Annotated in this window: 23 protein-coding genes; 9 read left to right on the top strand and 14 right to left on the bottom strand. The window is 67.8% G+C overall.

All coding sequences use genetic code 11. The features are described from left to right. Positions 1–10 precede the first annotated feature (10 nt). Both QP029_RS06410 and QP029_RS06405 read right to left on the bottom strand, forming a co-directional pair. Positions 11–1,573 carry a Y-family DNA polymerase gene (locus QP029_RS06410; RefSeq protein WP_284876174.1) on the bottom strand — a complete coding sequence of 521 codons (1,563 nt, stop codon included), beginning with the start codon at positions 1,571–1,573 and terminating at the stop codon, positions 11–13. 2 nt (positions 1,574–1,575) lie between these two features. Beyond that, positions 1,576–2,247 carry a hypothetical protein gene (locus tag QP029_RS06405; protein ID WP_284875972.1) on the bottom strand — a complete coding sequence of 224 codons (672 nt, stop codon included), beginning with the start codon at positions 2,245–2,247 and terminating at the stop codon, positions 1,576–1,578. A gap of 98 nt (positions 2,248–2,345) precedes the next feature. Here QP029_RS06405 and QP029_RS06400 point away from each other — a divergent pair, with 98 nt between their 5' ends. Beyond that, the gene (locus QP029_RS06400) at positions 2,346–2,759 is read left to right on the top strand and encodes a hypothetical protein (protein ID WP_284875971.1); all 414 of its coding nucleotides are present in this window, start codon (positions 2,346–2,348) and stop codon (positions 2,757–2,759) included. Between the two features lie 16 nt (positions 2,760–2,775). Here QP029_RS06400 and QP029_RS06395 read toward each other — a convergent pair whose 3' ends face one another. Then, a complete protein-coding gene (locus QP029_RS06395) occupies positions 2,776–3,747 on the bottom strand; it encodes an AraC-like ligand-binding domain-containing protein (protein WP_284875970.1) in 972 nt (323 codons plus the stop codon). A 136-nt stretch (positions 3,748–3,883) separates the two neighbouring features. Here QP029_RS06395 and QP029_RS06390 point away from each other — a divergent pair, with 136 nt between their 5' ends. The 6 genes from QP029_RS06390 (at position 3,884) to QP029_RS06365 (ending at position 10,662) form a co-directional block, all read left to right on the top strand. Continuing rightward, positions 3,884–5,095, top strand: coding sequence for an acyl-CoA dehydrogenase family protein (locus tag QP029_RS06390; RefSeq protein ID WP_284875969.1), 1,212 nt, complete (start codon positions 3,884–3,886; stop codon positions 5,093–5,095). 34 nt (positions 5,096–5,129) lie between these two features. Then, positions 5,130–5,675, top strand: a complete 546-nt coding sequence (locus QP029_RS06385; RefSeq protein WP_349293719.1) for a flavin reductase family protein — start codon at positions 5,130–5,132, stop codon at positions 5,673–5,675. A 48-nt stretch (positions 5,676–5,723) separates the two neighbouring features. After that, a complete protein-coding gene (locus QP029_RS06380; RefSeq protein ID WP_284875967.1) occupies positions 5,724–6,695 on the top strand; it encodes an alpha/beta hydrolase in 972 nt (323 codons plus the stop codon). Positions 6,696–6,787: 92 nt separating this feature from the next. Continuing rightward, on the top strand, positions 6,788–7,882 hold the full coding sequence (locus QP029_RS06375) for a maleylacetate reductase (protein ID WP_284875966.1): 1,095 nt from the start codon (positions 6,788–6,790) through the stop codon (positions 7,880–7,882). Next, a complete protein-coding gene (locus QP029_RS06370) occupies positions 7,879–8,805 on the top strand; it encodes a dioxygenase family protein (protein ID WP_284875965.1) in 927 nt (308 codons plus the stop codon). The genes QP029_RS06375 and QP029_RS06370 overlap by 4 nt, the downstream gene beginning before the upstream one ends. Before the next feature lie 15 nt (positions 8,806–8,820). Further along, complete coding sequence (locus tag QP029_RS06365; protein WP_284876173.1) at positions 8,821–10,662, top strand: FAD-dependent oxidoreductase; 1,842 nt, start codon at positions 8,821–8,823, stop codon at positions 10,660–10,662. A 206-nt stretch (positions 10,663–10,868) separates the two neighbouring features. Here the strand turns inward: QP029_RS06365 and QP029_RS06360 are convergent, their stop codons facing one another. Genes QP029_RS06360 through QP029_RS06345 form a run of 4 tightly spaced genes read right to left on the bottom strand, consistent with a single transcriptional unit; the run spans position 10,869 to position 13,593 of the window. After that, a complete protein-coding gene (locus QP029_RS06360) occupies positions 10,869–11,468 on the bottom strand; it encodes a class I SAM-dependent methyltransferase (RefSeq protein WP_284875964.1) in 600 nt (199 codons plus the stop codon). Between the two features lie 18 nt (positions 11,469–11,486). Continuing rightward, entirely contained in the window at positions 11,487–11,744 is a 258-nt protein-coding gene (locus QP029_RS06355; protein ID WP_284875963.1) for a hypothetical protein, read from the bottom strand. Next, positions 11,744–12,394, bottom strand: coding sequence for a response regulator (locus QP029_RS06350; RefSeq protein WP_284875962.1), 651 nt, complete (start codon positions 12,392–12,394; stop codon positions 11,744–11,746). The genes QP029_RS06355 and QP029_RS06350 overlap by 1 nt, the downstream gene beginning before the upstream one ends. A gap of 5 nt (positions 12,395–12,399) precedes the next feature. Further along, positions 12,400–13,593 carry an ATP-binding protein gene (locus QP029_RS06345; protein WP_284875961.1) on the bottom strand — a complete coding sequence of 398 codons (1,194 nt, stop codon included), beginning with the start codon at positions 13,591–13,593 and terminating at the stop codon, positions 12,400–12,402. Positions 13,594–13,706: 113 nt separating this feature from the next. On the opposite strand from QP029_RS06345, the gene QP029_RS06340 reads away from it, so the two are divergent. Beyond that, on the top strand, positions 13,707–14,765 hold the full coding sequence (locus QP029_RS06340; RefSeq protein ID WP_284875960.1) for a PspC domain-containing protein: 1,059 nt from the start codon (positions 13,707–13,709) through the stop codon (positions 14,763–14,765). A gap of 10 nt (positions 14,766–14,775) precedes the next feature. Here QP029_RS06340 and QP029_RS06335 read toward each other — a convergent pair whose 3' ends face one another. From QP029_RS06335 to guaB, 5 genes are all read right to left on the bottom strand, one after another. After that, positions 14,776–15,171 carry a RidA family protein gene (locus QP029_RS06335; protein ID WP_284875959.1) on the bottom strand — a complete coding sequence of 132 codons (396 nt, stop codon included), beginning with the start codon at positions 15,169–15,171 and terminating at the stop codon, positions 14,776–14,778. Between the two features lie 37 nt (positions 15,172–15,208). Then, positions 15,209–16,540 (bottom strand): PAS domain-containing protein, encoded by a 1,332-nt coding sequence (locus QP029_RS06330; protein WP_284875958.1) that lies wholly within the window; start codon positions 16,538–16,540, stop codon positions 15,209–15,211. A gap of 106 nt (positions 16,541–16,646) precedes the next feature. Next, positions 16,647–18,215, bottom strand: a complete 1,569-nt coding sequence (gene guaA, locus QP029_RS06325) for a glutamine-hydrolyzing GMP synthase (RefSeq protein ID WP_284875957.1) — start codon at positions 18,213–18,215, stop codon at positions 16,647–16,649. A gap of 68 nt (positions 18,216–18,283) precedes the next feature. Continuing rightward, positions 18,284–19,435, bottom strand: coding sequence for a GuaB3 family IMP dehydrogenase-related protein (locus tag QP029_RS06320; protein WP_284875956.1), 1,152 nt, complete (start codon positions 19,433–19,435; stop codon positions 18,284–18,286). 94 nt (positions 19,436–19,529) lie between these two features. Further along, positions 19,530–21,050: an IMP dehydrogenase gene (gene guaB, locus QP029_RS06315; protein WP_284875955.1), complete on the bottom strand. Its 1,521-nt coding sequence runs from the start codon at positions 21,048–21,050 to the stop codon at positions 19,530–19,532. A 133-nt stretch (positions 21,051–21,183) separates the two neighbouring features. Here guaB and QP029_RS06310 point away from each other — a divergent pair, with 133 nt between their 5' ends. Then, a complete protein-coding gene (locus tag QP029_RS06310; RefSeq protein WP_284875954.1) occupies positions 21,184–21,555 on the top strand; it encodes a DUF5319 domain-containing protein in 372 nt (123 codons plus the stop codon). A gap of 18 nt (positions 21,556–21,573) precedes the next feature. On the opposite strand, the gene QP029_RS06305 is transcribed toward QP029_RS06310, so the two are convergent. Together QP029_RS06305 and QP029_RS06300 are read right to left on the bottom strand one after the other, a co-directional pair. Beyond that, positions 21,574–22,398, bottom strand: coding sequence for a hypothetical protein (locus QP029_RS06305; RefSeq protein ID WP_284875953.1), 825 nt, complete (start codon positions 22,396–22,398; stop codon positions 21,574–21,576). Further along, the gene (locus tag QP029_RS06300; protein WP_284875952.1) at positions 22,398–22,961 is read right to left on the bottom strand and encodes a sigma-70 family RNA polymerase sigma factor; all 564 of its coding nucleotides are present in this window, start codon (positions 22,959–22,961) and stop codon (positions 22,398–22,400) included. The genes QP029_RS06305 and QP029_RS06300 overlap by 1 nt, the downstream gene beginning before the upstream one ends. Between the last annotated feature and the right edge of the window lie 258 nt (positions 22,962–23,219).

Here is a 23,219-nt window from a genome sequence, read left to right as displayed (position 1 = left end):
CGCGCATCAGTCAGCCGTAGGTGGCCTCCACCCGCCACCTGCCGACCCCACCCACCCAGATGAGCAGCCACGCCCGCGGGTGGGTCTCGTCGTCTGACTGCCCGACCACCTGGAGACGCGCCACCCGCTGCGGGTCGGTGCCCCACCAGGCGCCGTCCACCGGCCACGGTCCCGCCCACGCGGCGACCCGGTACCGGTGCCGCCCCCAGCCCAGGGCGTAGGGCAGGCTGCTGAGCAGGGCCTCGGTGGTGACGGTGACGTCCTCGGCGCGGGCGTCGATGAGCCTGACCCGGGCGGCCGGGTGGGTGGGGCCGCCGCCGAGCCGCGCGGGCAGGGGGCCGGGGATCCGGCCCGGCCAGCTGCCGGTGGCGGGCGCGTCCCGCTGCTCGCCGTAGGGCACGAAGTCGATCCGCTCCGCCACACCGCGGCCGCCGACCAGCCGGGGCTGCAACACGGCATCCGTCCCCAGGCTGGACTGGACGCGACTGATCACGCGACGGGCCCGGGCGTCATCCCCGGTCGAGCCGTCCGAGCGCCACAGGGCGCCGGCGGATTCGGGGGCGGCGGTCTCCAGGGGGTCGAGGATGAGCGAGGTGATCGCACCGGCCCCACCCGAGGTCAGCCACCCGTCGAGCTGCCAGCGGACCCGGTCGGCGGTGGCGGATTCGTCGAGCGCCTCGCGGGTGCGCCAGATCCGTTCCAGGCGGGTGCCGTCGGCGAGTTCGGCGAGCACCCGCAGCCGCAGGCAGCTCAGGCCCGCGGCCCGGAGCCGGTCGTGGAGGGTGGCGGCGAGCTGCCGGGCGGCGAAGGCGGCGGCGTCGACCCGGTCGATGGGGTCCTCCGGGGTCACCGCCACCGACAGGTCCGTGGTGGGCAGCTCCGGCGCGACCCGCCGGTCGGCCACCGCCCGGGCGATGCGGTGGCAGCGCAGCCCGCCTGCGCCGAAGCGGGTGGACACGGCGGTGGCGGGCAGGGCCGCGAGATCGCCGAGGGTGTGCACGCCGAGCTGGGCGAAGGACTCCACGACCGTCGCCTCGCAGTGCAGGCTGGCCTCGGCGGCGAGCACCCCCACCGGGCGGGCCGCCAGGAATCCTACGGATCCGCCGGCGGGCACCACTCCCCCGCCCCCGGTGCGTGCGGCGATGAGCGCGGTGGCGATCTCGTCGGCCACCCCGACGGCGGCGTCCACTCCCCGCCGCGATGCGGCGTCAATGAGCTTCTCGACGGCCGCGTCCTCCGACCCGTGGAACCTTCCGGCCGCCCCCGCGTCGACGATGATGAGGCCCGGGCGCAGCACCTCGATGGATGAGGCGACGTCGTCGAGGCCGGCGGCGATGGACTCGAACATCCGGCCGTCCCGGTCAGGATCTGCGTCGATGACCGTGAGCTCCGGGCACACCGCCTGCGCCTGACGCACCCGCATTCCCCGGCGTACCCCGCCGTTCCGGGCGGCGGCGGAACAGACCCGGATGCGGTGCTGTTCGACGACGGCGAGGGTGGCCGGCAGGTCCTCGTCCTCGAGCCGGGCGGCCTGGATCGGCCAGTCCGGGAACCACAGGGCGGCGACCCGCATGCTCACACCGCCCGCAGCCCGGCACGCTGGCCGACGGTGACCGTGCCGCTGGCCGGCCGCTGCCCCTTCGCGGTGACGCGGACGTCGATGTCCACGCCCCGGATGCGCCCGGTGCCGGTGCCGATGCCGCGGAAGGTGGTCACGGCGGCGTCGATACGCATCGATGGTGCGGTGACGGACGCCCCGACGAGCACGAGGGCGGCGACCCCGCCACGGAGCTTGCCCAGCAGCGGACGAACCCGGACCGGGGAGAGTTCGAGCGGGGCGGGCCAGCGGGCGACGACGAGATCCAGCCCCTCGACGAGGACCGCGGTGATCCCCAGCGGATCGACCCCCGGATCAGGCACCGTGATGATCCGGTCGAGCCGTCCCGATTCGACCACACCGGCGAGCGAGAGTTCCGGCCACCCGACCACTCCGACGTGTCCGCCGGCCGAGGTAGTATGCGCGATGAGTTCGACGACCAGGGCCGGACAGTCCGCCACCTCCGTCACTATCCGACGGGCCAGCCCCCCACCGGGGAGGATGCGGGCCAGGTCAGCGGGCACCTCGACGACCTGGGTGGCGTCCCAGACCTGTTCCCGGCCGAGCTCGACGGCGCCCCCGAGCCCGGCCATGCGGGAACGCAGCAGGTCGATGCGCTCACCACGGCTGAGGCCGGCGAGGTCATCCACCTCCTGCAGTTTCCGAACAGGTGTTCCATTCACGCCCACCAGTATGCGTCCGCCACCACTTCCGAGTCAACCGGAGCCAACTGGTACCGTTGGCCAGCATGAACGCCTACTCCACCATGCGCTCGCACGTCACCCCGATCCCCACCCCGGCCGTCGTCAGACTGGGATCGTCGCTGCTCATCGGCCTGGGCGTGGCCGCACTCTCCACCGGATTCCCCCGCGGCATCCAGGTCGCGGTCATGGTCGTAGCCATCGCCGCCGGTCTCCTGCTCATGTTCGGCCACCCCTACCGGCGGGAGATGAAGGAGTTCCTGGAGAAGAAGAACGTCGTGGCCAAACCGCGCCTCACCCAGGTGATGCCGCTGTTCTTCGTGTGGCTGGCACTGATGATCGTGCCCGTGTTCGCACCCATGCCCATCTGGGGCACCGCCCTGGTGTGGCTGGCCGTCTTCGGCTGGATGTACTGGGTGTTCCCGCACGTCGACGGATCACGGGCGCTGGCCTTCGCGTAGGAGGGCACGCCACTCCCTAGTGGAGCTGGAGAATCCGGCGACGGAACTCCGCCGGAGAGCACCCTTCGATCTGCTTGAATACCTGCCCGAAGTGTGACGGATTCTGTACGCCCCACCGTTGGAAGATCTTCTCCACTGGCACTGTCGAGAACTCCTCCAGCGTCAGATCTGCCCGAACCCTGTCGATGCGTCGCGCCCGGATGTGGCTGGCACAGGTCATTCCCGCCTGTCTGAACGTCTGGTGCAGGTGACGGACAGAAATGTGCACGGAGTCGGCCACCATCTGCGGGTTGAGCTGAGCGTCCGGCAGGTGGTCCTCGATGAAAGCCAGGCACTGCTCCAGCAGCTCCGCTGACGGGGGATGGGAAGGAGTCTCTGCCGGAGACAGATCCGCCAACATTGCCTCGACCAGGCCGACAAGATGATGGGAGGCCGCTGCCCGGGCTGAGGGCGTCAGTGTGGACGCCACCGGGAAGAGCCCTGTCAGGCAACTCAGCACCAGTGGCGCCAGCCCCTGACCGCCGTCGAACGCCAGCGCTCCCAGGCCTTCCCACCGTCGTCGCCTTGTGCTGAGACGGTCGACCGGAATACGGATGCTGCGACTCTCGTAGTTGCCGTAGCACTCCAGCTGGGCCGGCTTGCTGGACAGGTACATACCCATGTGGCCCGGGGTCAGCTGCACCTGCTCACCGTGTTGAGCGAGTTTCAGCATGCCGTCGACCTGGAAGGTGACGATGACGAATTCGTCGTCGTCCTGCCGCACATGCTCGGTGGTGCGCTCAGCCCGGTGGTCCCCGGCGACCATCGAGAAGATGCTGGCACCGAGAAGGCCAGCCATCTGAAAATCACCCCAGAACTCACTGTTGTCCCAGGTCTCAAACCTAAACGGCATGAGATCAGTACCAACCCTCTCGCTCCAGGCATCGAGAGTCTGTCGGCGACCGTCGGCCACCAGGCCCGCTCCATCCGACCGCATGCCATGATCCATGACACGTAAAGATACCACTGTGTTCCAGATCATAAGTGTGCGCGGAATCGAGAGGGTCGGTCACGCAATCGATAGGGGAAGGACTGTGACCCCGCTTACCTTATGGAAACACCGACACCCACGAGAGAGGGAAACCATGACCGCAAGCCTGAAAACCCGAAACAAGACCGGCCTCAACCCGGGACACGAGTTCGACGCACTGATGACCCGTATCGACGGCATCACCGACCTGCTCAAGGCCAACGGTGAGAAAAATGAGGAACTGGGACATCTGAGCGACGAGAGCTTCCAGGCCCTCAAGGACGTGGGAGCCTTCAAGATCGGCATTCCGGAGGAGCTCGGCGGCTACGAGCTGAAGCCGTCCCAGACGATCGCCGTCCTGGAAAAGGTCTCCCAGGCGGACCCTGCCTCCGGCTGGGTGCTGATGGTGCTCCAGATGATCTCCGGAACCACCGCCGCCTACCTGCCGGAGGAGGCGCAGCGCGAACTGTTCCCCGACGATGGCGAGCACGCTCTCGTCGCCGGACAGGGCACCCGTTTCGGCAAGGCCGTCCGCGTCGACGGCGGATACATGGTGACTGGTAACTGGTTCTTCGGATCCGGTATGCCCCACGCCAACTGGATTCACACCGGCGCCATCGACGAGGAGAGCGGCCGGGTCATGATGGTGCACTTCCCCAGGGACAAGGCCAGCCTCGACGGCAACTGGGATGTCCTGGGGCTGCGTGCGACCGGAAGCATCGACTACTCCTGTGAGGACGTCTTCGTGCCCGACGCATTCGTGTACGAGCCCACCACGACTGACCCCCAGGCCGGGGGCGCCCTGTACAAGACCGGACTGGCACTGATGTCCGGGATCTGTCACACCGGTTGGGCGCTCGGCGTCGGTCGCCGCCTGCTCGATGAGATGCAGGCGATCGCCACCAGGAAGAAGGGCCAGCCCGGAGCGTCGACGAACACCGACCAGTTCCACGCCGAATACGCCACAGCGGAAGCGCGGCTGCGTTCCGCCCGTGCGTGGGCGATGGAGGTGTGGACGGACAACGAACGCACCCTCGACGCCGGCGAGAAGCTCTCCATGGAGCAGGAGACTCTGACCCGCCTCGCGCTCAACAACAGCACCTGGGCCGCTCATGACGTCAGCCAGACCGCCCACCTGTGGTCGGCGACCGCCCTGGCACGCCGAGGAGATCTTCAGCGCACATTTCGCGACATGCACGTCGGTACAGGACACATCACCAGTGGCCCCGTGGTCCTCCAGCAGGTCGGAAAGTACCTCGCGGGTCTGGCCGCCCCAGACGCCCACTGGAACTTCTTCAGCCTCACCGAACCCACCGAGTCCGCATAGGTCCGTCGAGGACCGAAAAGGAAAGTGACAGACAATGACCATGACAACCATATCCCGTACTCACACCCACCCGGAGGAAATGTCCCAGGATTTCCGCGACGCCTTTCGTGCCCATCCCGCCGGTGTCGCCATCGTCACTGCGGATCCCGGAACCGGCCCGGTAGGTCTGACCGCAACCAGCGTGAGCAGCGTATCCGCCGATCCCCCGACCATCGCACTCAATCTCTCCGCCCTCTCCCGGTCCGCCGAGAAGATCCGCAGCGCGGAACACGTGGTCGTCCATCTCCTCGCGCGGGAGCAACTTCACCTCGCCCAGCTCTTCGCTACCCCCGGTGCCGACCGTTTCGGCGACGCCTCCCTGTGGGACCGCCTTCCGTCCGGCGAGCCGTATCTCCTCAACTCACGGGTCTGGTTGCGCGGCAAGATCGTCGGATCCATAGACATCAACGGTTCCACCCTGGCAGCGATCGAACTGGTTGAGACCCACGTCGACACCTCGGTGGATTCCGCTCCGCTGGTCTACTGCAGCCGGACGTGGCACGAACTGTCGGACACGAGTTCGGTCCCTACCTCGCCGTGACATCGACCAGAGCAACCTCGCCCGCCACCATGAATCCAGGAGATATCCATGTCATTTGATGAAGCAACGAGCGCTTTCCTCACCGCGGCAGCGGAAAACGCCGGAGACCGGCCACTGTGGGAGATGTCCGCGCCCGAGGCACGGGAAGCCACCTCTGGACTGAGCGAACTCTACGGACCGGGTCCGGAGATGCACGAGGTCCAGGATCTGATGATCCCGGGGGACGACGGGGGTGAGTTCTCCCTCCGTGTTCTCACACCCTCCCCGTCCCCGGCGGCCGTGATCGTCTACTTCCACGGCGGTGGCTGGGTTCTGGAGAATCTGACCGGTTACGACACCCTCGGGAGACAACTTGCCGCCAAGTCCGGCGCTGCCGTCGTCCTGGTGGAGTACCGCAAGGCGCCGGAACACCCCTTCCCCATTCCCGTGGACGATGCGTGGGCCGGCATGAAGTGGGCGGAAGAGCACGTCGCCCGGAAGGACGGGAAGTCCCTCCCTCTCATCGTGGCCGGTGACAGTGCGGGGGCGAATCTTGCCGCGGTAGTCGCACAGCGCGCCCGGGATAAAGGTGCACCGGCACTCGCACAGCAGATACTCGTCTGCCCTGTCACCGATGCGGATTTCACCCGGGACTCCTACCGTGACCCCGAGAACCAGACCATGGTCTCCATTGAGGCAATGCAGTGGTTCTGGGACCAGTATGTGCCGGATGCGGACCTCCGTAATGAACCGACGGCAACCCCGCTCAACGCCCGGGACCTGACCGGGCTGGCCCCTGCATTGGTCATCACAGCTGAGCACGATGTGCTTCGAGATGAGGGCGAGGCGTATGTGGAGGCGTTACGAAACGCCGGCGTCGACGTCGAGCACCACCGCTGGTCAGGCCAGATGCACACGTTCTTCTCAATGGTGAACGTTCTACCCGGCAGTGCTGAAGCCATCGAACTGGTCACGGACCGGATCAGAGACATCGCGGGCACGACTCCCCGGCAACTGGACCGGGAGTCCGTCTCGAACTAGGCGACGACACCCGAGGGTGCCAAATCTAATCCACTCCGTGACTGGCTGTCGTCACACTCGTATTCATCGCGGTGTGCAGAAGGAACACTTACATGAACTCCCTAAAATTCACGCATGACACCCTCCCCCAACGTGTTGTACTCGACACCGGGCGGGTCGTTGAGCGCGTACGCGCCGAAGCTGCACAGCTGGGAATACGTCGTCCCATGCTCATCTCCACCGAAGGAACACACGAGGTGGCAGACTCACTGTCTGCAGTGCTCTCCCCGACAGAACACTGGCGGAAAACCGTCCAGCATGTCCCCCGGGCGGTCGCCGATGAGGCAACTTCAGCGGCCCGGGATTCCGGGGCCGACGGAGTGATCAGCATCGGAGGAGGCTCCGCCACCGGCCTCGCCAAGGCCGTTGCACTGGAAACCTCCCTCCCTGTCATCGCTGTTCCCAGCACCTACGCCGCCTCGGAAGCCACCCCGGTATGGGGTATCACTGAAGCGAGGACCAAGACCACCGGGGTCGACCCGGCGGTTCTCCCCGCGGTGGTGGTCTATGACGCCGATCTCGTGGCCACCCTGCCACAGGACATGGCCATCGCTTCCGGGCTCAATGCCATGGCGCACTGTGTTGACTCGCTCTGGGCACCGAAGGCGGATCCGATCAATCGGGCGCTGAGTCTCGAATCAGCTCGTGCGTTGGCGTCAGCTCTCCGGGGACTCGCTGCCGGCAGCGGACAGGAGGCAAGGGAACAGGCGCTGTACGGCTGCTACCTCTCGGGGGTGGCGTTCGCCTCCGCCGGTTCCGGACTCCACCACAAGATCTGCCACGTGCTCGGAGGCACCTTCAACTTGCCCCACGCCGAGACCCACTCCGTCGTCCTCCGCTACGTCGCCGCGCTCAACCTCCCAGCGGTTCCGGAGGTCGCGGAGGCCCTTGCCCACGCGCTGGGAGGCGACGATGCACTGGCTGAACTCAATCTTCTCTACCGGGACATCGACGCCCCGAGATCGCTCGCCGAACTCGGTCTCCCTGAGGACGGCATCTCCGAGGCCGCGGATCGGGTGATGGCCGCCGTGCCCGCCAACAACCCGACGGAAGCCACACACGAAAACATCACTGCGCTACTCACCGCCGCATTCCGGGGCGATGATCCTGCCCATCTCAACGACTTCATCGAAGGACGGACCCGATGACCCATACATCCCACACTGCCCACGTCTCTGACGCCCAGCGTCGGGTGGAGGAGGACCTGCTCGACCGGGTAGTCGCGTCCTTCGACAGCTGCGAGAATCCGCGTCTGAAACTTCTTATGCAGAGCTTGACGGTCCATCTCCACGAATTCATCCGGGACGTCCGGCTGACTGAGGATGAGTGGAACCAGGCCATCGACTTCCTCACCCGGGTCGGCCACATCACCGATGACAAGCGACAGGAGTTCGTTCTCCTCTCCGACACCCTGGGTGCATCCATGCAGACCATCGCCGTAAACAACGAAGCCTATGAGGACGCGACTGAAGCCACGGTATTCGGCCCCTTCTTCGTCGACGACGCCCCCGAAGTCTCCCACGGTGGCGACATTGCAGGCGGCGCCCATGGGCAACCCGCGTGGGTGGAAGGGACCGTCACCGACACGGACGGCAATCCTGTTCCGAACGCCCGAATTGAGGTGTGGGAATGCGACGAAGACGGCTTCTATGACGTGCAGTACGCAGACAACCGCATGGCCGGTCGCGCCTACCTGCACACAGACGACCAGGGCACCTATCGCTTCTGGGGCCTGACTCCCGTGCCGTACCCGATTCCGCACGACGGCCCGGTGGGCCAGATGCTCCAGGCTGTCGGCCGTTCTCCGGTCCGCGCTGCACATCTGCACTTCATGGTCACGGCCTCAGGATTCCGCACCCTGGTGACTCACATTTTCGTGGACGGTGACCCTCAGCTAGACATCGGCGACTCCGTGTTCGGAGTTAAGGACTCACTGATCAAGGCCTTCGAGCAGCAACCTGCCGGCACCCCGACCCCGGATGGCCGCGACGTGTCCGAAATCGCCGACGGCACTTGGGCCCGGACCCGCTTCGACATTGTGCTGGCTCCTGCCAAAACGAAAACAACTTAAGGAGAGATGATTTTCATGACCGCAACCACTTCCGCGGATTTCGTCACCGACGTCTTCATCGTGGGTTCCGGCCCGGCCGGCTCCTCAGCCGCGCTGTTCCTGTCCACCTACGGCATCAACTGCGTCGTCGCCAGCAAGTACGGCAACACCGCCAACACTCCACGGGCTCACATCACCAACCAGCGCACCGTAGAGCTCATGCGGGACATGGGAATTGAAGACCAGATCAAGGCCGAAGAAGTACCGCACCACATGATCGGTGAGACCGTATTCTGCACCGCCATCAACGGCGAGGAGTTCGGTCGGGTCCATTCATGGGGCACCGGTCCAAAGCGGGAGGGTGACTACATTGCTGCGTCCCCTTCGTTGAACTGTGATCTTCCTCAGACTCACTTCGAGCCCATCCTTGTGCGTAATGCCATGGCCCGAGGTGCGGTATTCCGCTGGAAGACCGAATACGTCTCCCACACGCAAGATGCTGAAGGCGTGCACACCACGGTGCGGGACCGCCTGACTGGCCACACTTATGTCGTCCACTCGAAGTACCTGATCGGCGCGGATGGCGGCCGCTCCCAGATCGCCGAAGACCTCGGACTCCCCATGGACGGGAAGATGGGTGTCTCCGGTTCCATGAACATCCACTGTGACATGGACCTGAGTGAATACTGTCAGGACCGTCAGTCCTCCTTGTACTGGGTTCTCCAGCCCGGCGCCTCCGTCGGTGGCATCGGCCTCGGCCTGGTGCGTATGGTTCGTCCCTGGAACGAGTGGCTGGTCACCTGGGGATACGACATCAACCAACCGCCGCCGGAGATGGATGAGGCCAAGGCCGCGGACATCGTACGCAATCTGGTCGGCATTCCTGATCTCGACGTGAACGTCCGGCACTGGTCGCTGTGGACCGTCAACGACTCGTATGCTGAGCAGAACATGAAGGGCCGGGTAATCTGTGTCGGCGATGCCGTCCACCGCCATCCCCCGAGCAACGGCCTGGGATCAAACACCTCCATCCAGGACTCCTACAACATCGCCTGGAAACTGGCGATGGTCCTCAAGGGGAAGGCCGGAGAGGGACTCGTCGACTCCTATCAAGATGAGCGGGTGCCGGTTGCGCGGCAGATCGTGCGGCGCGCCAACAAGTCCATCACCGAATTCGGCCAGGTGCTTGACGCCCTCGGTATCGATCCGGCGGATGATGCCACAGCAATGCAGGCCGCGATGGACGTCCGTAAGCAACCCACCGAGGAAGGTGAGCGTCGCCGCCAGGCACTGAATACCGCACTGAAGATCAAGGACTACGAGTTCAATGCTCTGGGTGTCGAGATGGGTCAACGCTACGAATCCTCGGCCGTCGTCTCGGACGGAACCCCGTGGCCGACGCAGGACTCAGACCCAGAGCTGTACTACCAGCCGACAACACATCCGGGAGCTCGCCTTCCGCACGCCTGGTTAAGCACCTCCAACCCGGCGGCGCCGAAGGTGTCCACGCTCGACATCTGTGGCGGAGGGCACTTCACCATTCTCACCGGAACCAACGGTCAGAAGTGGGTGGATGCGGCCCGGGCTCTGTCCGAGGAGTTGGGTGTGGAGATCCCCGCATACAAGATCGGCCCGGACCAGGACTACGCCGACACTTTCGGGGACTGGTTCAGGCTGCGGGAGATCGCCGATGACGGATGTATTCTCGTCCGCCCGGACAATCACGTCGGGTACCGCGAGGCCCGTCTCGTGGATGATCCCACCTCCGCGTTGCGCGACGCCCTATCTGACATCCTCCACCTCAAGATCAATGCTGGACCTGAGTTTCAGGTCGGGGATCGTACGCAACCCCGCGAGCGGCACACCGCAGATGCATAATCTCACGGATCGTCATTGACTGCTCTCGAGTAACCAGCTCGCCAGATCCCGGTTCTCGGAAGGGCTGCCCACTCCAATCCGGCCATACACCGAGACCTGAACACCGAGAGGGCCACTCCTCTCGGTGTTCAGGACGGCTCAACCCCGAGACCACCACTGCTCTCGGTGTCCAGGTCTCGGTGTGTGCCGGACAACGCCCGCCTCACCTACCCCGGTTTCACCCACCTGAGCAGGTAGCGGTAGTACAGGCCCCGCCTGACCCGGACGCCGGGGAGGACCCGCTCCGCCTCGGCCCGGATTTCCGCGAGACTCTTCTCTGCCTCGGCCACCGGCACCCCGATGTCCGGGGACTCCCGGTGTAGGGCGGAGAACAGCCGCACCCAGGGCAGCTGGAGCCCGGAGAAGAGCCAGTCGGTCGCACTCCGGTTCGCCGCCAGTCCGACGACCAGCAGTTGCCCGCCGGGGCGCAGCAGCTCACGTGTCTTCTCAAGCGCCCCCGTCAGGTCCATGTGGTGCAGTGAGGCGACCATGGTGACCAGGTCGATGCTGCCCGCGCCGGCACCCCAGTCCTCGAAGCTGCAGGGCCTCACGGTGACATTGTCCACGTCAGCCAGGCGAACCCGGGCCCGTTCGTATGTGCCCGGATCCGGTTCCAGGCCGGTGGCCGTGTCCACGAGCGGGGCCAGTCGGGTCAGGAAGAGGCCGTCGCCACAGCCGACGTCGAGGGCGTCTCGCACCGGCCGCTCAGCGACGGCACGCAGGATCCACGGATGATAGGCGGTGTTGTGGTTCCAGTAGTCAGGCACGACGCTCCCGCTCCGTCCCTAGAACTCCTGCCCGGCGTCCCGGGCGCGCCGGCCCATGCGGTTGAGGCGGATGTTGGCCCAGTTATAGAAGGAGTGCATGGCGGCGAAGAGTCCGGCGATGAAGAGGAAGGCGGGCAGCCACCAGCCCCAGTAGAGGTCGGCCTGCCAGATGACGATGGCGGTGAAGATCAGGGCGGCGACGACGACGCGGCCGGGCTGGAAGGTGTAGCGGCGGTCGTCGTCACGCGCGAGTTTCTCCCCGTGCGGGCCCGTCATCAGTCGAGGTCCCGGGAGTGGGCCCAGCGGGTGAGGGCGTGGCGGTTGGACTGCTGGGTCTTGCGGAGGATGTTGGAGGCGTGGGTCTCCACGGTCTTGACGGAGATGAACAGTTCCTTGCCGATCTCCCGGTAGGTGTAGCCGCGGGCCAGCAGGCGCAGGACCTCGAGTTCGCGGCGGGTGAGGGCGTCGACGACGGGGTCCTCGATCTTCTGCGGTTCCTCCGCCTCGTCCTCCACGATCTCGCCGCCGGCGAAGGCGTCGAGGACGAAACCGGCCAGGCGTGGGGAGAAGTAGGCGTCGCCGCCGTGGACGCGTTCGATGGCCTCGGCGAGTTCGGTGCCGGAGATGTTCTTGGTCACGTAGCCACGGGCACCGGCGCGGATGAGGGAGATGACGTCCTCGGCGGCGTCGGACACGCTCAGCGCCAGGAAGGTGGTGTCGGCGGTGACCCCCTTGAGCACGGCGATGCCGCCGCCGTCGGGCATGTGGACGTCGAGAAGCACGACGTCGGGGACCGTCGCGTCGATGCCGGCGATGGCGTCGCGCACGGAGCCGGCGTCACCGACGATGTCGACCTTGCCGTCCAGCTCGGCGCGGACGCCGGAGCGGAACACGGAATGGTCGTCGACCAGGAACACCTTCACCATGCGGTTCAGGATACCGGCAGTGCCAGCGTCACGGAGACCTCCGTGCCCTCCCCCGGCGTGGAGGTGACGCGCGCGGTGCCGCCGGCGCGTTCCATGCGGGCGTGGATGGAGTCGCGGATGCCGTGCCGGTCCGCCGGGACGGCGTCGGGATCGAATCCGGTGCCGCGGTCGCGGACGAAGATGCTCAACTCGCCGCCGAGCAGCTCAGCGTACACATCGAGCGTATCGACGCCCGCGTGCTTCACCGCGTTCACCATCGCCTCCCGCGCCGCGAGAATCACCGCCTGCGACTCATCGGTCAGCGGCCGGTCGGTGCCCACCGTCACGGGGGCGATGCGCAGTCCGAACAGGTCCTCCACCTCACCGCAGGCGGTCTCCACGGCGGCGAAGACGGACTGGGAGGTCTTCTCCTCCGACTCGAACAGCCACTGCCGCAGCTCGCGTTCCTGGCCACGTGCCAGGCGGGCGACCTCGTCGGGATCCGCGGACCGCTTCTGGATCAGCGCCAGGGTCTGCAGCACCGAGTCGTGGAGCCGGGAGGCGATCTCCGCGCGCTCCTCGGAGGCGGCCTTGAGGGCGCGTTCCTCGGCGAGGTTGTCCCACAGCCGGATGACCAGCGGGCCGCCGAGCGCGGCGACACCCGCCAGGGTCAGGCCCACCGACAGCAGCGCCGCACCGAAGCCACCGGACTGGTCGGTGTAGAACACCGTCATCACCACGCCGGAGAGCACCAGCGCCGCGCCACCGATGATGCTGATGTAGCTGCGGGAGGAGTCCAGCCCCCGGTCATAGGCCTGCCAGGCGAGGAACGCGCCCACGCCCGCGATGAGCAGCGGGACGAGCACCCCGCCCGACAGCCCGGAGACCACCGACAGGGACATGACGAAACCGACACCGCCGAGCAACGCCAGGCCGATGTTCACCGGCCGGGACAGCGTCACCTTCCGCGGCGGGACGACGAGGTTCGCGTCGGTCTTCGACACCACCCACAGACCCGCGTAGGCGAGCACACCCAGACCGGAGAGGAACGCCCCGACGAGGAAGGCGAGGCGGACGTAGAACACGTCCACCCCCAGGTGCACCGCCGCACCCGACGCCACGCCCGCGACGACGCGCCCGTGGCGCGGGCGCACGTACTGCGGGTACGGGCCGGGCGACGGGCGGTCCTGGGCGTAGGGGACCGGGGCGGTGGTGCTCATGCCCCCGATCTTGGCACGCAGGCCGGCTCGGGGGCATCAGGGCAGACCCTGAAATCGTCAAATCAGGGTGGATCCCGATGTCCATCCGCCCGGCCGGCGCCCACAATGGGGTCATGAGCACCGCAACCGACACCCTCCGCCAGATGTGGGACACCCGACCACCGCGCATCCCGTCCGAGCAGGGCGGCAACGCCAAGATCGCCGGCGTCTGCGAGGGCATCGGCGTCCGCTACCAGATCGACCCGACCCTCGTCCGCGTCGCCTTCGTCGTCTCCGCGCTCACGCTCGGCGGCGGCCTCGCGGCCTACCTGCTGGCCTGGGGCTTCATGCCCCGCTACGGCATGTCCGTCTCCCCCCTACAGGCCATCACCCGGCGCGCCGAGCAGCTCAGCGAACCGGAGGCCGGGCAGCGCACCACCGGCTGGGTCCTGCTGGTCTTCCTCATCCTCTTCCTCACCAGCTCCGTGCCCGGCGACGGCGTCATCCTCTCCTCCGCCTTCGGCTCGATCATCCTCATGCTGGCCGCCTGGTGGGCGCTGGACAAGCGCACCCCCGCCCCGCCCGCCGGCCTGCTGGCCACCCCGCCGACGGCCACGATGACCCAGCCGGTGGACCTGTCGATGTTCACCCCGGCCGAGGGCACCCCCGTACCGCCCGGGCGCACCACTCCCCCGGCCTGGGACCCGCTCGGCGCCGCCCCTTTCGCCTGGGACCTGCCCGAACCGGGACCGGCCCCGCAGCCGAAGCGCAGGGCCCGGATCTGGCCCTGGATCCTCGGCGGCATCGGCGTCGCCCTGGCGATCTCCGCCGCCATCACCGCCCTCTTCGGCGCGGTGGTGGTCAACGACCCCGACATCGCGCAACCCAAGCAGCACGCCCCGGCGGCCGAGGCGGAGCTGCAGTCCAGCTACGAGGGCGAGATCGGTGACCTCGTCGTCGACCTGCGCAACCTGCCCGCCCTGGAGAAGTCCCACGAGATCTCCGTCGAGGGTGGCATCGGGCCGGTCAACATCTTCCTGCCCCGCGAGGTGCCGCTGACCATCGAGTGCGACGCGGGCCTCGGCGAATCCGACTGCGAGCCGGGCGAGTACAACCCGGACGCCGAGGGTGAACGTCTCACCCTCAACGTCGAGGGCGGCATCGGCCCCGTCCGCGTGATGGAAGGCGAGTAGTCCCGACCGCCTACCCCAGGTAGGCGACGGCGGAGATCTCCACGAGGAACTGCGGGCGGGCCAGTGCGGCGACCCCGACGACGGTGTGGGTCGGCAGGACGTCGCCGGTGAAGTGGCGGGCACGGGCGGCGTTGACCACGGGGGCGTCGGCGACGTCGACAAGATAGGTGGTCGTGGAGACGATGTCGGCCATCGTGCCGCCGGCCTGCTCGACGACGGCGCGCATGTTCTGGAACACCTGCTCCGTCTGCTTCTCCACGTCCCCCTCCCCCACGATGGTGGCCTCCGCGTCGAAGGCCACCATCCCGGAGATGTGGAGGGTGTCCCCGGCGCGGACGCCGTAGGAGTAGACGGTGCGCTCGGCGGGACCGGGCGGCAGCTGGGAGGGCATGACGGAGGACTTCATGGCGGGCCTTTCGGAGAGGAATACGTTCCCGGCCACCCTACGTGCGGACCTGCTGGGAGAGGGCGAACACGGCGTCACGGAGCTGATCGAATTCCAGGGTGGTCTGATCCCCGAGCGCCTGGCCCAGGTCGCGGAGCTGGCGCATCGACTCATCCGCCTTCTCGATGGCCGCCCGGGCCTGCTCCACCAGCCCCTCGGTGCCGGCGGCCAGCTCGCTGGCCTGGGTGTCGGTGAGCCAGCTGTCGATCATCTCGCGAGGGACCTCCAGGAGGTTGACCACCGACGACGACTTCACGGCCACGCGTCGGGAGACCCGCTGGTGCTGGGCGACGAGGTCACTCATCCGGGTCAGGCCGGCCTCGAGCGCCTGGACGAGCATCCGGATCGACTCGGAGCGGTCCGCCTCGTCGGCGGCGAACAGGGAGGTCATGAGCGAGTGCAGGCGGGCCAGGGCGATGTAGAAACGGGACTGCTCGCTCACCGGCTGCAGGGTGGCCAGCAGCTCCTCCAGCTCGGCGATGTGCTCGGTGACGATGCCGTGCATCCGGGCCCACACCTGCAGCGGGGCCAGCAGGAGGGTGGCCTCCGGGCCGGTGATGTCGAGGGCGTCCATCTCCTCGGCCACCCGGGCGGTGGTGGCGGTCTCCTCCGCCAGCTGCCCACTCGCCTTCTGCAGGGCGGCGATGGCCCGCGAGATGGACTCCTGGGAGGCCATGAACTGGTCGAGGGCGCGGTGGACGTCGACCGCCGCGGCGGAGGTGGGGCCGGCGGCGGCGAGAGCGGCGACGTCGATACGCGACTGCTTCTCACGCTCGGCGACCTCCGCGGGCAGGATGACCCGCATGAGCTCGCCGTAGTCGGAGATGCCACGGGCATCCAGCTCCTCCCCGAGGCGCTGCGCCCCGACCTCGGCGGCCTGGCGGCGGTTCTTCCCCTCGGTGTTGACCACCCAGTGCTCGAGGTCGTTCATCTGGACGTAGATCTCCGCGGCGGTGCCGAAGATCTCCGTCACCGGGCGGGTGCGCACGGAGAGGTACCCGCCGTCCGGCAGCGGGGTGACGGTCGCCAGGACGTCATAGCTGGAATCGCCCTTGCCCAGGTTGCGGACGTACCCGACGAACGGCTCCCCCGCCGCCAGGGTGTCCCACATGGCACGGAACACCCCGCCCGGCATGTCCGGGTGGCGGATGAGGTTGTGCGGGGCGTCGAGCAGCTCGTCGCGCGAGTAGCGGGACAGCCGCTCGAACACCTCGTTGGAGGCGGTGATCACGCCCTTGTCGTCGGTGGTGGAGAAGAACAGGTCATCGACGCCCACCTCATGGTGGTCGAATTCCGTGACGAAGCGGGTGATCTGCGGAGTTGTAGACATAGGAACAAGTAAACCCGAGAAAGGGCGGGCCCGCACGGATACGTAGCTACAACCGTGTGAGGCCCCGCACCGGTGGACGGTGCGGGGCCTCACGGATCAGTGGGGATCACTCCCACTCGATGGTTCCCGGCGGCTTCGAGGTCACGTCGAGCACGACGCGGTTGACGTCGGCGACCTCGTTGGTGATGCGGGTGGAGATGCGCTCGAGCACCTCGTAGGGGATACGCGACCAGTCGGCGGTCATGGCGTCCTCGGAGGTGACCGGGCGCAGCACGATGGGGTGACCGTAGGTGCGGCCGTCCCCCTGGACGCCGACGGAACGGACGTCGGCGAGCAGCACCACCGGGCACTGCCAGATGGTGTCGTCCAGGCCGGCGGCGGTCAGCTCGGTGCGGGCGATGAGGTCGGCGGCACGGAGGGTCTCCAGGCGCTCCTCGGTGACCTCGCCGATGATGCGGATGCCCAGGCCCGGGCCCGGGAACGGCTGGCGGGCGACGATGACCTCGGGCAGACCGAGCTCACGGCCGACGGCGCGGACCTCGTCCTTGAACAGCAGGCGCAGCGGCTCGACGAGCTGGAACTCCACGTCATCCGGCAGACCGCCGACGTTGTGGTGGCTCTTGATGTTCGCGGTACCGGTGCCGCCGCCGGACTCGACGACGTCCGGGTACAGGGTGCCCTGGACCAGGAAGTCGACCTGCTCACCCTCGAGGACACCGGCGACGGCGCGCTCGAAGGAACGGATGAACTCGGCGCCGATGGCCTTGCGCTTGGCCTCCGGCTCGGTGACGCCGGCCAGCTTGCCCAGGAAGGCGGCACGCTCGTCGACGGTGACCAGCTTCGCGCCGGTGGCGGCGACGAAGTCATTCTCCACCTGCTCGCGTTCGCCGGCGCGCAGCAGTCCGTGGTCGACGAAGACACAGGTGAGACGGTCGCCGATGGCGCGCTGCACCAGAGCGGCGGCGACGGCGGAGTCCACGCCGCCGGACAGGCCGCAGATGGCGTGGCCGTCGGGGCCGATCTGCTCACGGACGGCGTCGATGAGCTGCTCGGCGATGTTGGAGGCGGTCCACGTCGGCTCGATGCCGGCGATCTGGGTGAGGAAGCGGGCCAGCACCTGCTGGCCGTGCGGGGAGTGCAGCACCTCGGGGTGGTACTGGACGCCGGCCATCTTCTTCTCCACGTTCTCGAACGCGGCGACCGGTGCTCCGGCGGAGGAGGCGGTGACGGTGAAGCCGGCCGGGGCCTCGGTGACGGCGTCACCGTGGCTCATCCACACCTTGTGGGTGGTCTCCAGCCCGTCATGGAGGACGCCGTCGCCCTCCACGGTGAGGTCGGTGCGGCCGTACTCGCGCGAGCCGGTCTCGGCGACCGTGCCGCCGAGGACGTGGGTCATCGCCTGGAAGCCGTAGCAGATGCCGAACACCGGGACACCGAGGTCCATGATGGCCGGGTCCAGTTTCGGGGCGTTGTCCGTGTAGACGGACGACGGGCCACCGGACAGGACCAGCGCGGCGGGATTCTTGGCGCGGATCTCCTCGGCCGTGGCGGTGTGCGGCACCACCTCCGAGTAGATCCGGGCCTCACGCACGCGACGGGCGATGAGCTGGGCGTACTGGGCGCCGAAGTCGACGACGAGGACGGGGCGGGGGGTAGCTTGAGTCACGGTGCTCATCCTACTACGCACCCTCCCCCGCCCCGGAGTCCAGTGAGCCGCGACGGACCCGGGGCTGTGCGGGCCGGTCAGCGGCTGACGGACAACCCGACCTTCTGGAAGGCCTTGAGGTCGGTGTACCCGCACTTGGCCAGTGCGCGACGCAGGCCGCCGACGATGTTCTGGTTGCCGAAGGGCTCCGTCGACGGGCCGTGGAGGATGGTCTCCAGGGTGGGGGCCGCCTCGTCCTCGACGAGGTCGGTCTGCGGGGCCTCGATGCGCCCCCGCGGGAAGCGCGGGTGGGCGGCGACGGCCGGCCAGTAGGTGCCCTTGCCCGCGGCCTCGGCGGCCGGTGCGAGGGTGGTGCCGAGCATGACGGCGTCGGCGCCGCAGGCGATGGCCTTGGCCACGTCGCCGGAGGTCTCGATCTCCCCGTCGGCGATGATGTGGACGTAGCGGCCACCGGTCTCGTCGAGGTACTCCCGGCGGGCGGAGGCGACGTCGGCGATGGCGGTGGCCATGGGCACCTCAAGTCCGAGGGCGTAGTGGTTGGTGTTGGTGCCCCCGCCGACGATGACGCCGGCCGCGCCGGTGCGCATGAGGTGCATGGCGGTGGTGTAATCGGCCACGCCACCAGCGATGACGGGAACCTCAAGGGAACCGATGAACTCCTTGAGGTTGAGGGGTTCGCCCCCGGTGGCGACATGCTCGGCGGAGATCATCGTGCCCTGGATGACCAGCAGCTCCGCGCCGGCCTTGATGACCACGGGCGCGAGCTCACGGGCACGCTGCGGGCTCACTCGCACGGCGACGGTGGCACCCGAGGCGCGGACCTGGCCGATACGGTCGGTGAGCAGGTCGAAGTCGATCGGGGCGGCGTGCAGCTGCTGGAGCCGGGCGATGGCCTTGGCACCGGTGAAGTCGAGGGAGGCGTCGTCGGTGACGGTGTCCACGACCTGGGCAACCGCGGCGTCGAGATCCTCGTGGCGCCCCCACAGACCCTCCGCGTTGATGACGCCGAGGCCGCCCTGGCGGTCCATCTCCATGACGAACTCCGGCCCGGCGAGCGCGTCCGTCGGGTGCGACATCACCGGGATCTCGAAGGTGTAGGCGTCGATGTGCCAGGTGGTGTCGACGTCCTGGGAGGACCGGGTCCGCCGGGAGGGGACGATGGCGATGTCCGACAGGTGGTAGGTGCGGCGGGCTTCCCGGCCGATCCCGATTTCGACGTAGTCACGCATGGTTGATCACTCTACCGCACGCCACAGGGCCGCACGCTCCCCCTGCAGTGGGGAAACGTGCGGCCCTGGGGGACGCGCGACGTCGATAATCGGACTAGTGGTAGTTCGGCGCCTCGACAGTCTGGGTGATGTGGTGCGGGTGCGACTCCTTGAGGCCGGCCGAGGTGATCTGCACGAACTGCTTGGTCTGCAGCTCCTCGATCGTGGCGGAACCGGTGTAGCCCATGGAGGCGCGGAGGCCGCCGACGAGCTGGTGGGTGATCGCGTCGATGGAACCGCGGAACGGCACGCGGCCCTCGATGCCCTCGGGCACGAGCTTGTCCTCGCTGCGCACGTCCGCCTGGAAGTAGCGGTCCTTGGAGTAGGAACGCTTCTCGCCCGACAGGCCACGACCCTGCATGGCACCCATGGAGCCCATGCCGCGGTAACGCTTATACTGCTTGCCGCCGGAGACGACGATGTCACCCGGGGCCTCGGTGGTGCCGGCGAGCATGGAGCCGAGCATGACGGTGCTGGCGCCGGCGGCCAGGGCCTTGGCGATGTCACCGGAGAACTGCATGCCGCCGTCGGCGATGATCGGGATGCCGGCCTCGCGGGCGGGCACGGCGGCCTCCATGATGGCGGTGATCTGCGGGGCGCCGACGCCGGCGACGACGCGGGTGGTGCAGATGGAGCCGGGGCCGATGCCCACCTTGATGGCGTCCGCGCCGGCGTCGATCATCGCGCGGGCGGCGGCGCGGGTGGCCAGGTTGCCGCCGACGACATCGACGCGGTCACCGAAGTCGCGCTTGACGCGGGAGACCATCTCCAGGACGCGGTTGTTGTGGGCGTGGGCGGAGTCGACGACGAGGACGTCGACGCCGGCCTCGACGAGCTTGCCCGCCCGGTCCCAGGAGTCATCGCCGGTGCCGATGCCGGCGGCGACGAGCAGGCGCCCGGAGGAGTCCTTGGAGGAGTTGGGGTACTGCTCGGACTTGACGAAGTCCTTGACGGTGATGAGGCCGACGAGACGGCCGTTGTCGTCCACGATCGGCAGCTTCTCCACCTTGTTGGCGGACAGCAGCTCGAGGGCCTCCTCCTTGGACACGCCCTCCTTGGCCACCACCAGCGGCATCGGGGTCATGACCTCGGCGACACGACGACCCAGATCGGCCTCGAAGCGCATGTCACGGTTGGTGCAGATGCCCACGAGGGTGCCGTTGTCGTCCACGACCGGCAGACCGGAGATCCGGAATCGGGCGCACAGGGCGTCAACGTCGGCGATGGTCATGTCCGGGGTGCAGGTGACCGGGTCGGTGACCATGCCGGACTCCGAACGCTTGACGATCTCCACCTGCTCCGCCTGCTCCTCCGCCGAGAGGTTGCGGTGCAGCACGCCGAGGCCGCCCTGACGTGCCATGGCGATGGCCATCCGGGCCTCGGTGACCGTGTCCATCGCCGCGGAGATCACCGGGATGCCGAGGCGGATGTTGCGGGTGAACTGGGCGGCGGTGTCGACCTCACTGGGGACGATGTTGGACTCCGCCGGCAGGAGGAGGACGTCATCGAAGGTCAGCCCCAGCAGGGCCACCTTGTCCGGATCGTCCCCACCGGTGGTCACACGCTGATCGGTCATGGATGGTTGCTCCTTTACGCACAGGCTTCGCTTCCGCAGTGCCTTCACCTTAGGCCTTTTCACCTGCGGATGGTAGCGAGACCTTAGCGGCGGAGAATTGCCACCGGCGCCGGTCCACAATAGTGTGGCCAGTGTGAACTACGACTCGCAGATGCCGCTGGACCCGTTCGCCGACGACCCCAACGACCCGGCGTCGTTCCTCGACGCTGACGAGCCGGCCCCGCCCCTGTCGGACGAGGAGCGGGTGGGCATCACCCAGGATCTGGCGCTGGTCGCCCGGTTCAAGAAGGAACTGGAGCCGCGCGGCATCCTCGGCATCTTCTTCCTCTGCGAGGACTGCGACGACTTCCACTACTACGACTGGGACATCATGGCCGCGAACATGTCCGCGACGCTGGCCGGCGATCTCGCGCCGGTGCATGAGCCCTCCGCCCACCCGGACGTCACCGCGTACGTCCCGTGGGAGTACGCGTCGGGCTACCTCGACGGGCTCGACGCCCGCTGACCCGGGTCCGGTCGGCTGTTAACCCGCGTCCGGCAGCTGCGGCGGCGCCAGCGTCGGCGTCGGGGCGGCGCCGTCACCCGGTACCGGGTTCGTCGGCTCCTGCGGGGTGGGGGCGGGCAGCGGGTTCGGCCGCACCGGCGGCGGGCCCTGGGTCACCGTCACCGTGGCGACGGCCGTCTCAGTCACCACCGCGGTCTCCGTCACCGTCTCCGGGGCGGACGGCTCCGCGGGGTTCTCCTCCGGTCGCGTGACCGTCGTGGTGGCGGTCGTCGGGTTCTGCACCACGGAGGTGGTCGTGTCCGGAGCGGTGGACTCTCCGGTACGCGGGTCACGGTTGTCCCCGTCGCGCAGGAGTCGACGCGCCTCCTCCAGGAGCTGCCGGGTGCCGGTCATGTCGCCCTCGGCGGCGCGGGAGTCCATCTCGTCGAGGGTGCTCGCCAGCTCGACGACGGCGGCCCGGTCGCTGAACAGGGTGCTGGAGATCCCCCACAGCGGGGACCCCGGGGTGGCGTTGTAGATCGCGGCGCCGGAACCGGCGATGACCAGGGTCGCGGCGGCGGCACCGATGAGACCCGACAGCAGCGGGCGCGAACGACGGCGCCGACGCCGGTCCGCCAGGGAGATGACGGCGGGCTCCTCGTCCGCTCCCTCAATCACGGGGGCGGGGGGCATCTGCTTCTCGACGTCCTCGCGCAGGGCGAGCAGCAGACCGGCCAGCTCGTCCGTGCCCTCGGAGGGGTCGATACCGCGGGAGAGGTCGCTGAGGAAGGCGTCATCATCAGTCAGCGGCTTCAGCTGGCTGGTGATGTCGCCCGTGTCGGCGTCCCGGTGACGACGATTCATCACTCTTCTCCTCTTGCTTCCAGGTTCTTGCGCAGTGTGGCCAGCGCCCGGTGCTGTGCCACTCGCACGGCACCGGGGGTGCTGCCGACCACCTCGGCGGTCTCTTCCGCCGAAAGCCCCACGAACACCCTCAGGATGACGATGTCGCGCGCTTTGTCACTTAACTCATCGAGCAGGGCACGCACTCTGTTACTTCCATCAGAAACAAGGGCGAATTCCTCAGGCGTGTCCCCGTCCGCGGCGTCCGGCACCTCCTCCGTGGGATGGGAGTGGTCGCGGGCCATCGAGCGGTGGGCGTCGGCGACCTTGTTGAACGCGATACCGTAGACGAACGCCATGAACGGCCGTCCCTTGTCCACGAAATTGCCTATCGACGTCGCTACCGCCAGGCAGATCTCCTGCGCGATGTCCTCCGGAGTGGGTGTGCGACCACCGCCGACGCGGGCGCGGGCGTAGCGCAGGACCATCGGATGCACGATCTGCATGATGCGCTGCAGAGCCCGACGATCGCCGTCCATGGCCAGCGGCACCAGCTCCGCCAGCTCAGCATCTGTGTCGCTCACGCTCGTCCTCCGGGCCTCTCCGGTCACGGTCGTGGGGGTCTCCCCGACCGGTTTCAGAATACTCAGACTCTAACCGAACTCATTTCCACCGCAGAGGTTGGGAGCCACATCACAGTCCGATAAGAATTCACCCATCTTTAACCTTGGACGTTTCCGCAGGCCACAGGCCTACGACGTCGAGGGGTCACGGCGATTGCACCGTGAGGTCACGATTTGGCAACCATCCGTTCACCACCGGGAACCACACTTCAACTGCGC

The organism is Corynebacterium suedekumii, assembly GCF_030252185.1.
GTDB classification, from domain to species: Bacteria; Actinomycetota; Actinomycetes; order Mycobacteriales; family Mycobacteriaceae; genus Corynebacterium; species Corynebacterium suedekumii.
This window is presented reverse-complemented; position numbering and strand designations above follow the sequence as displayed.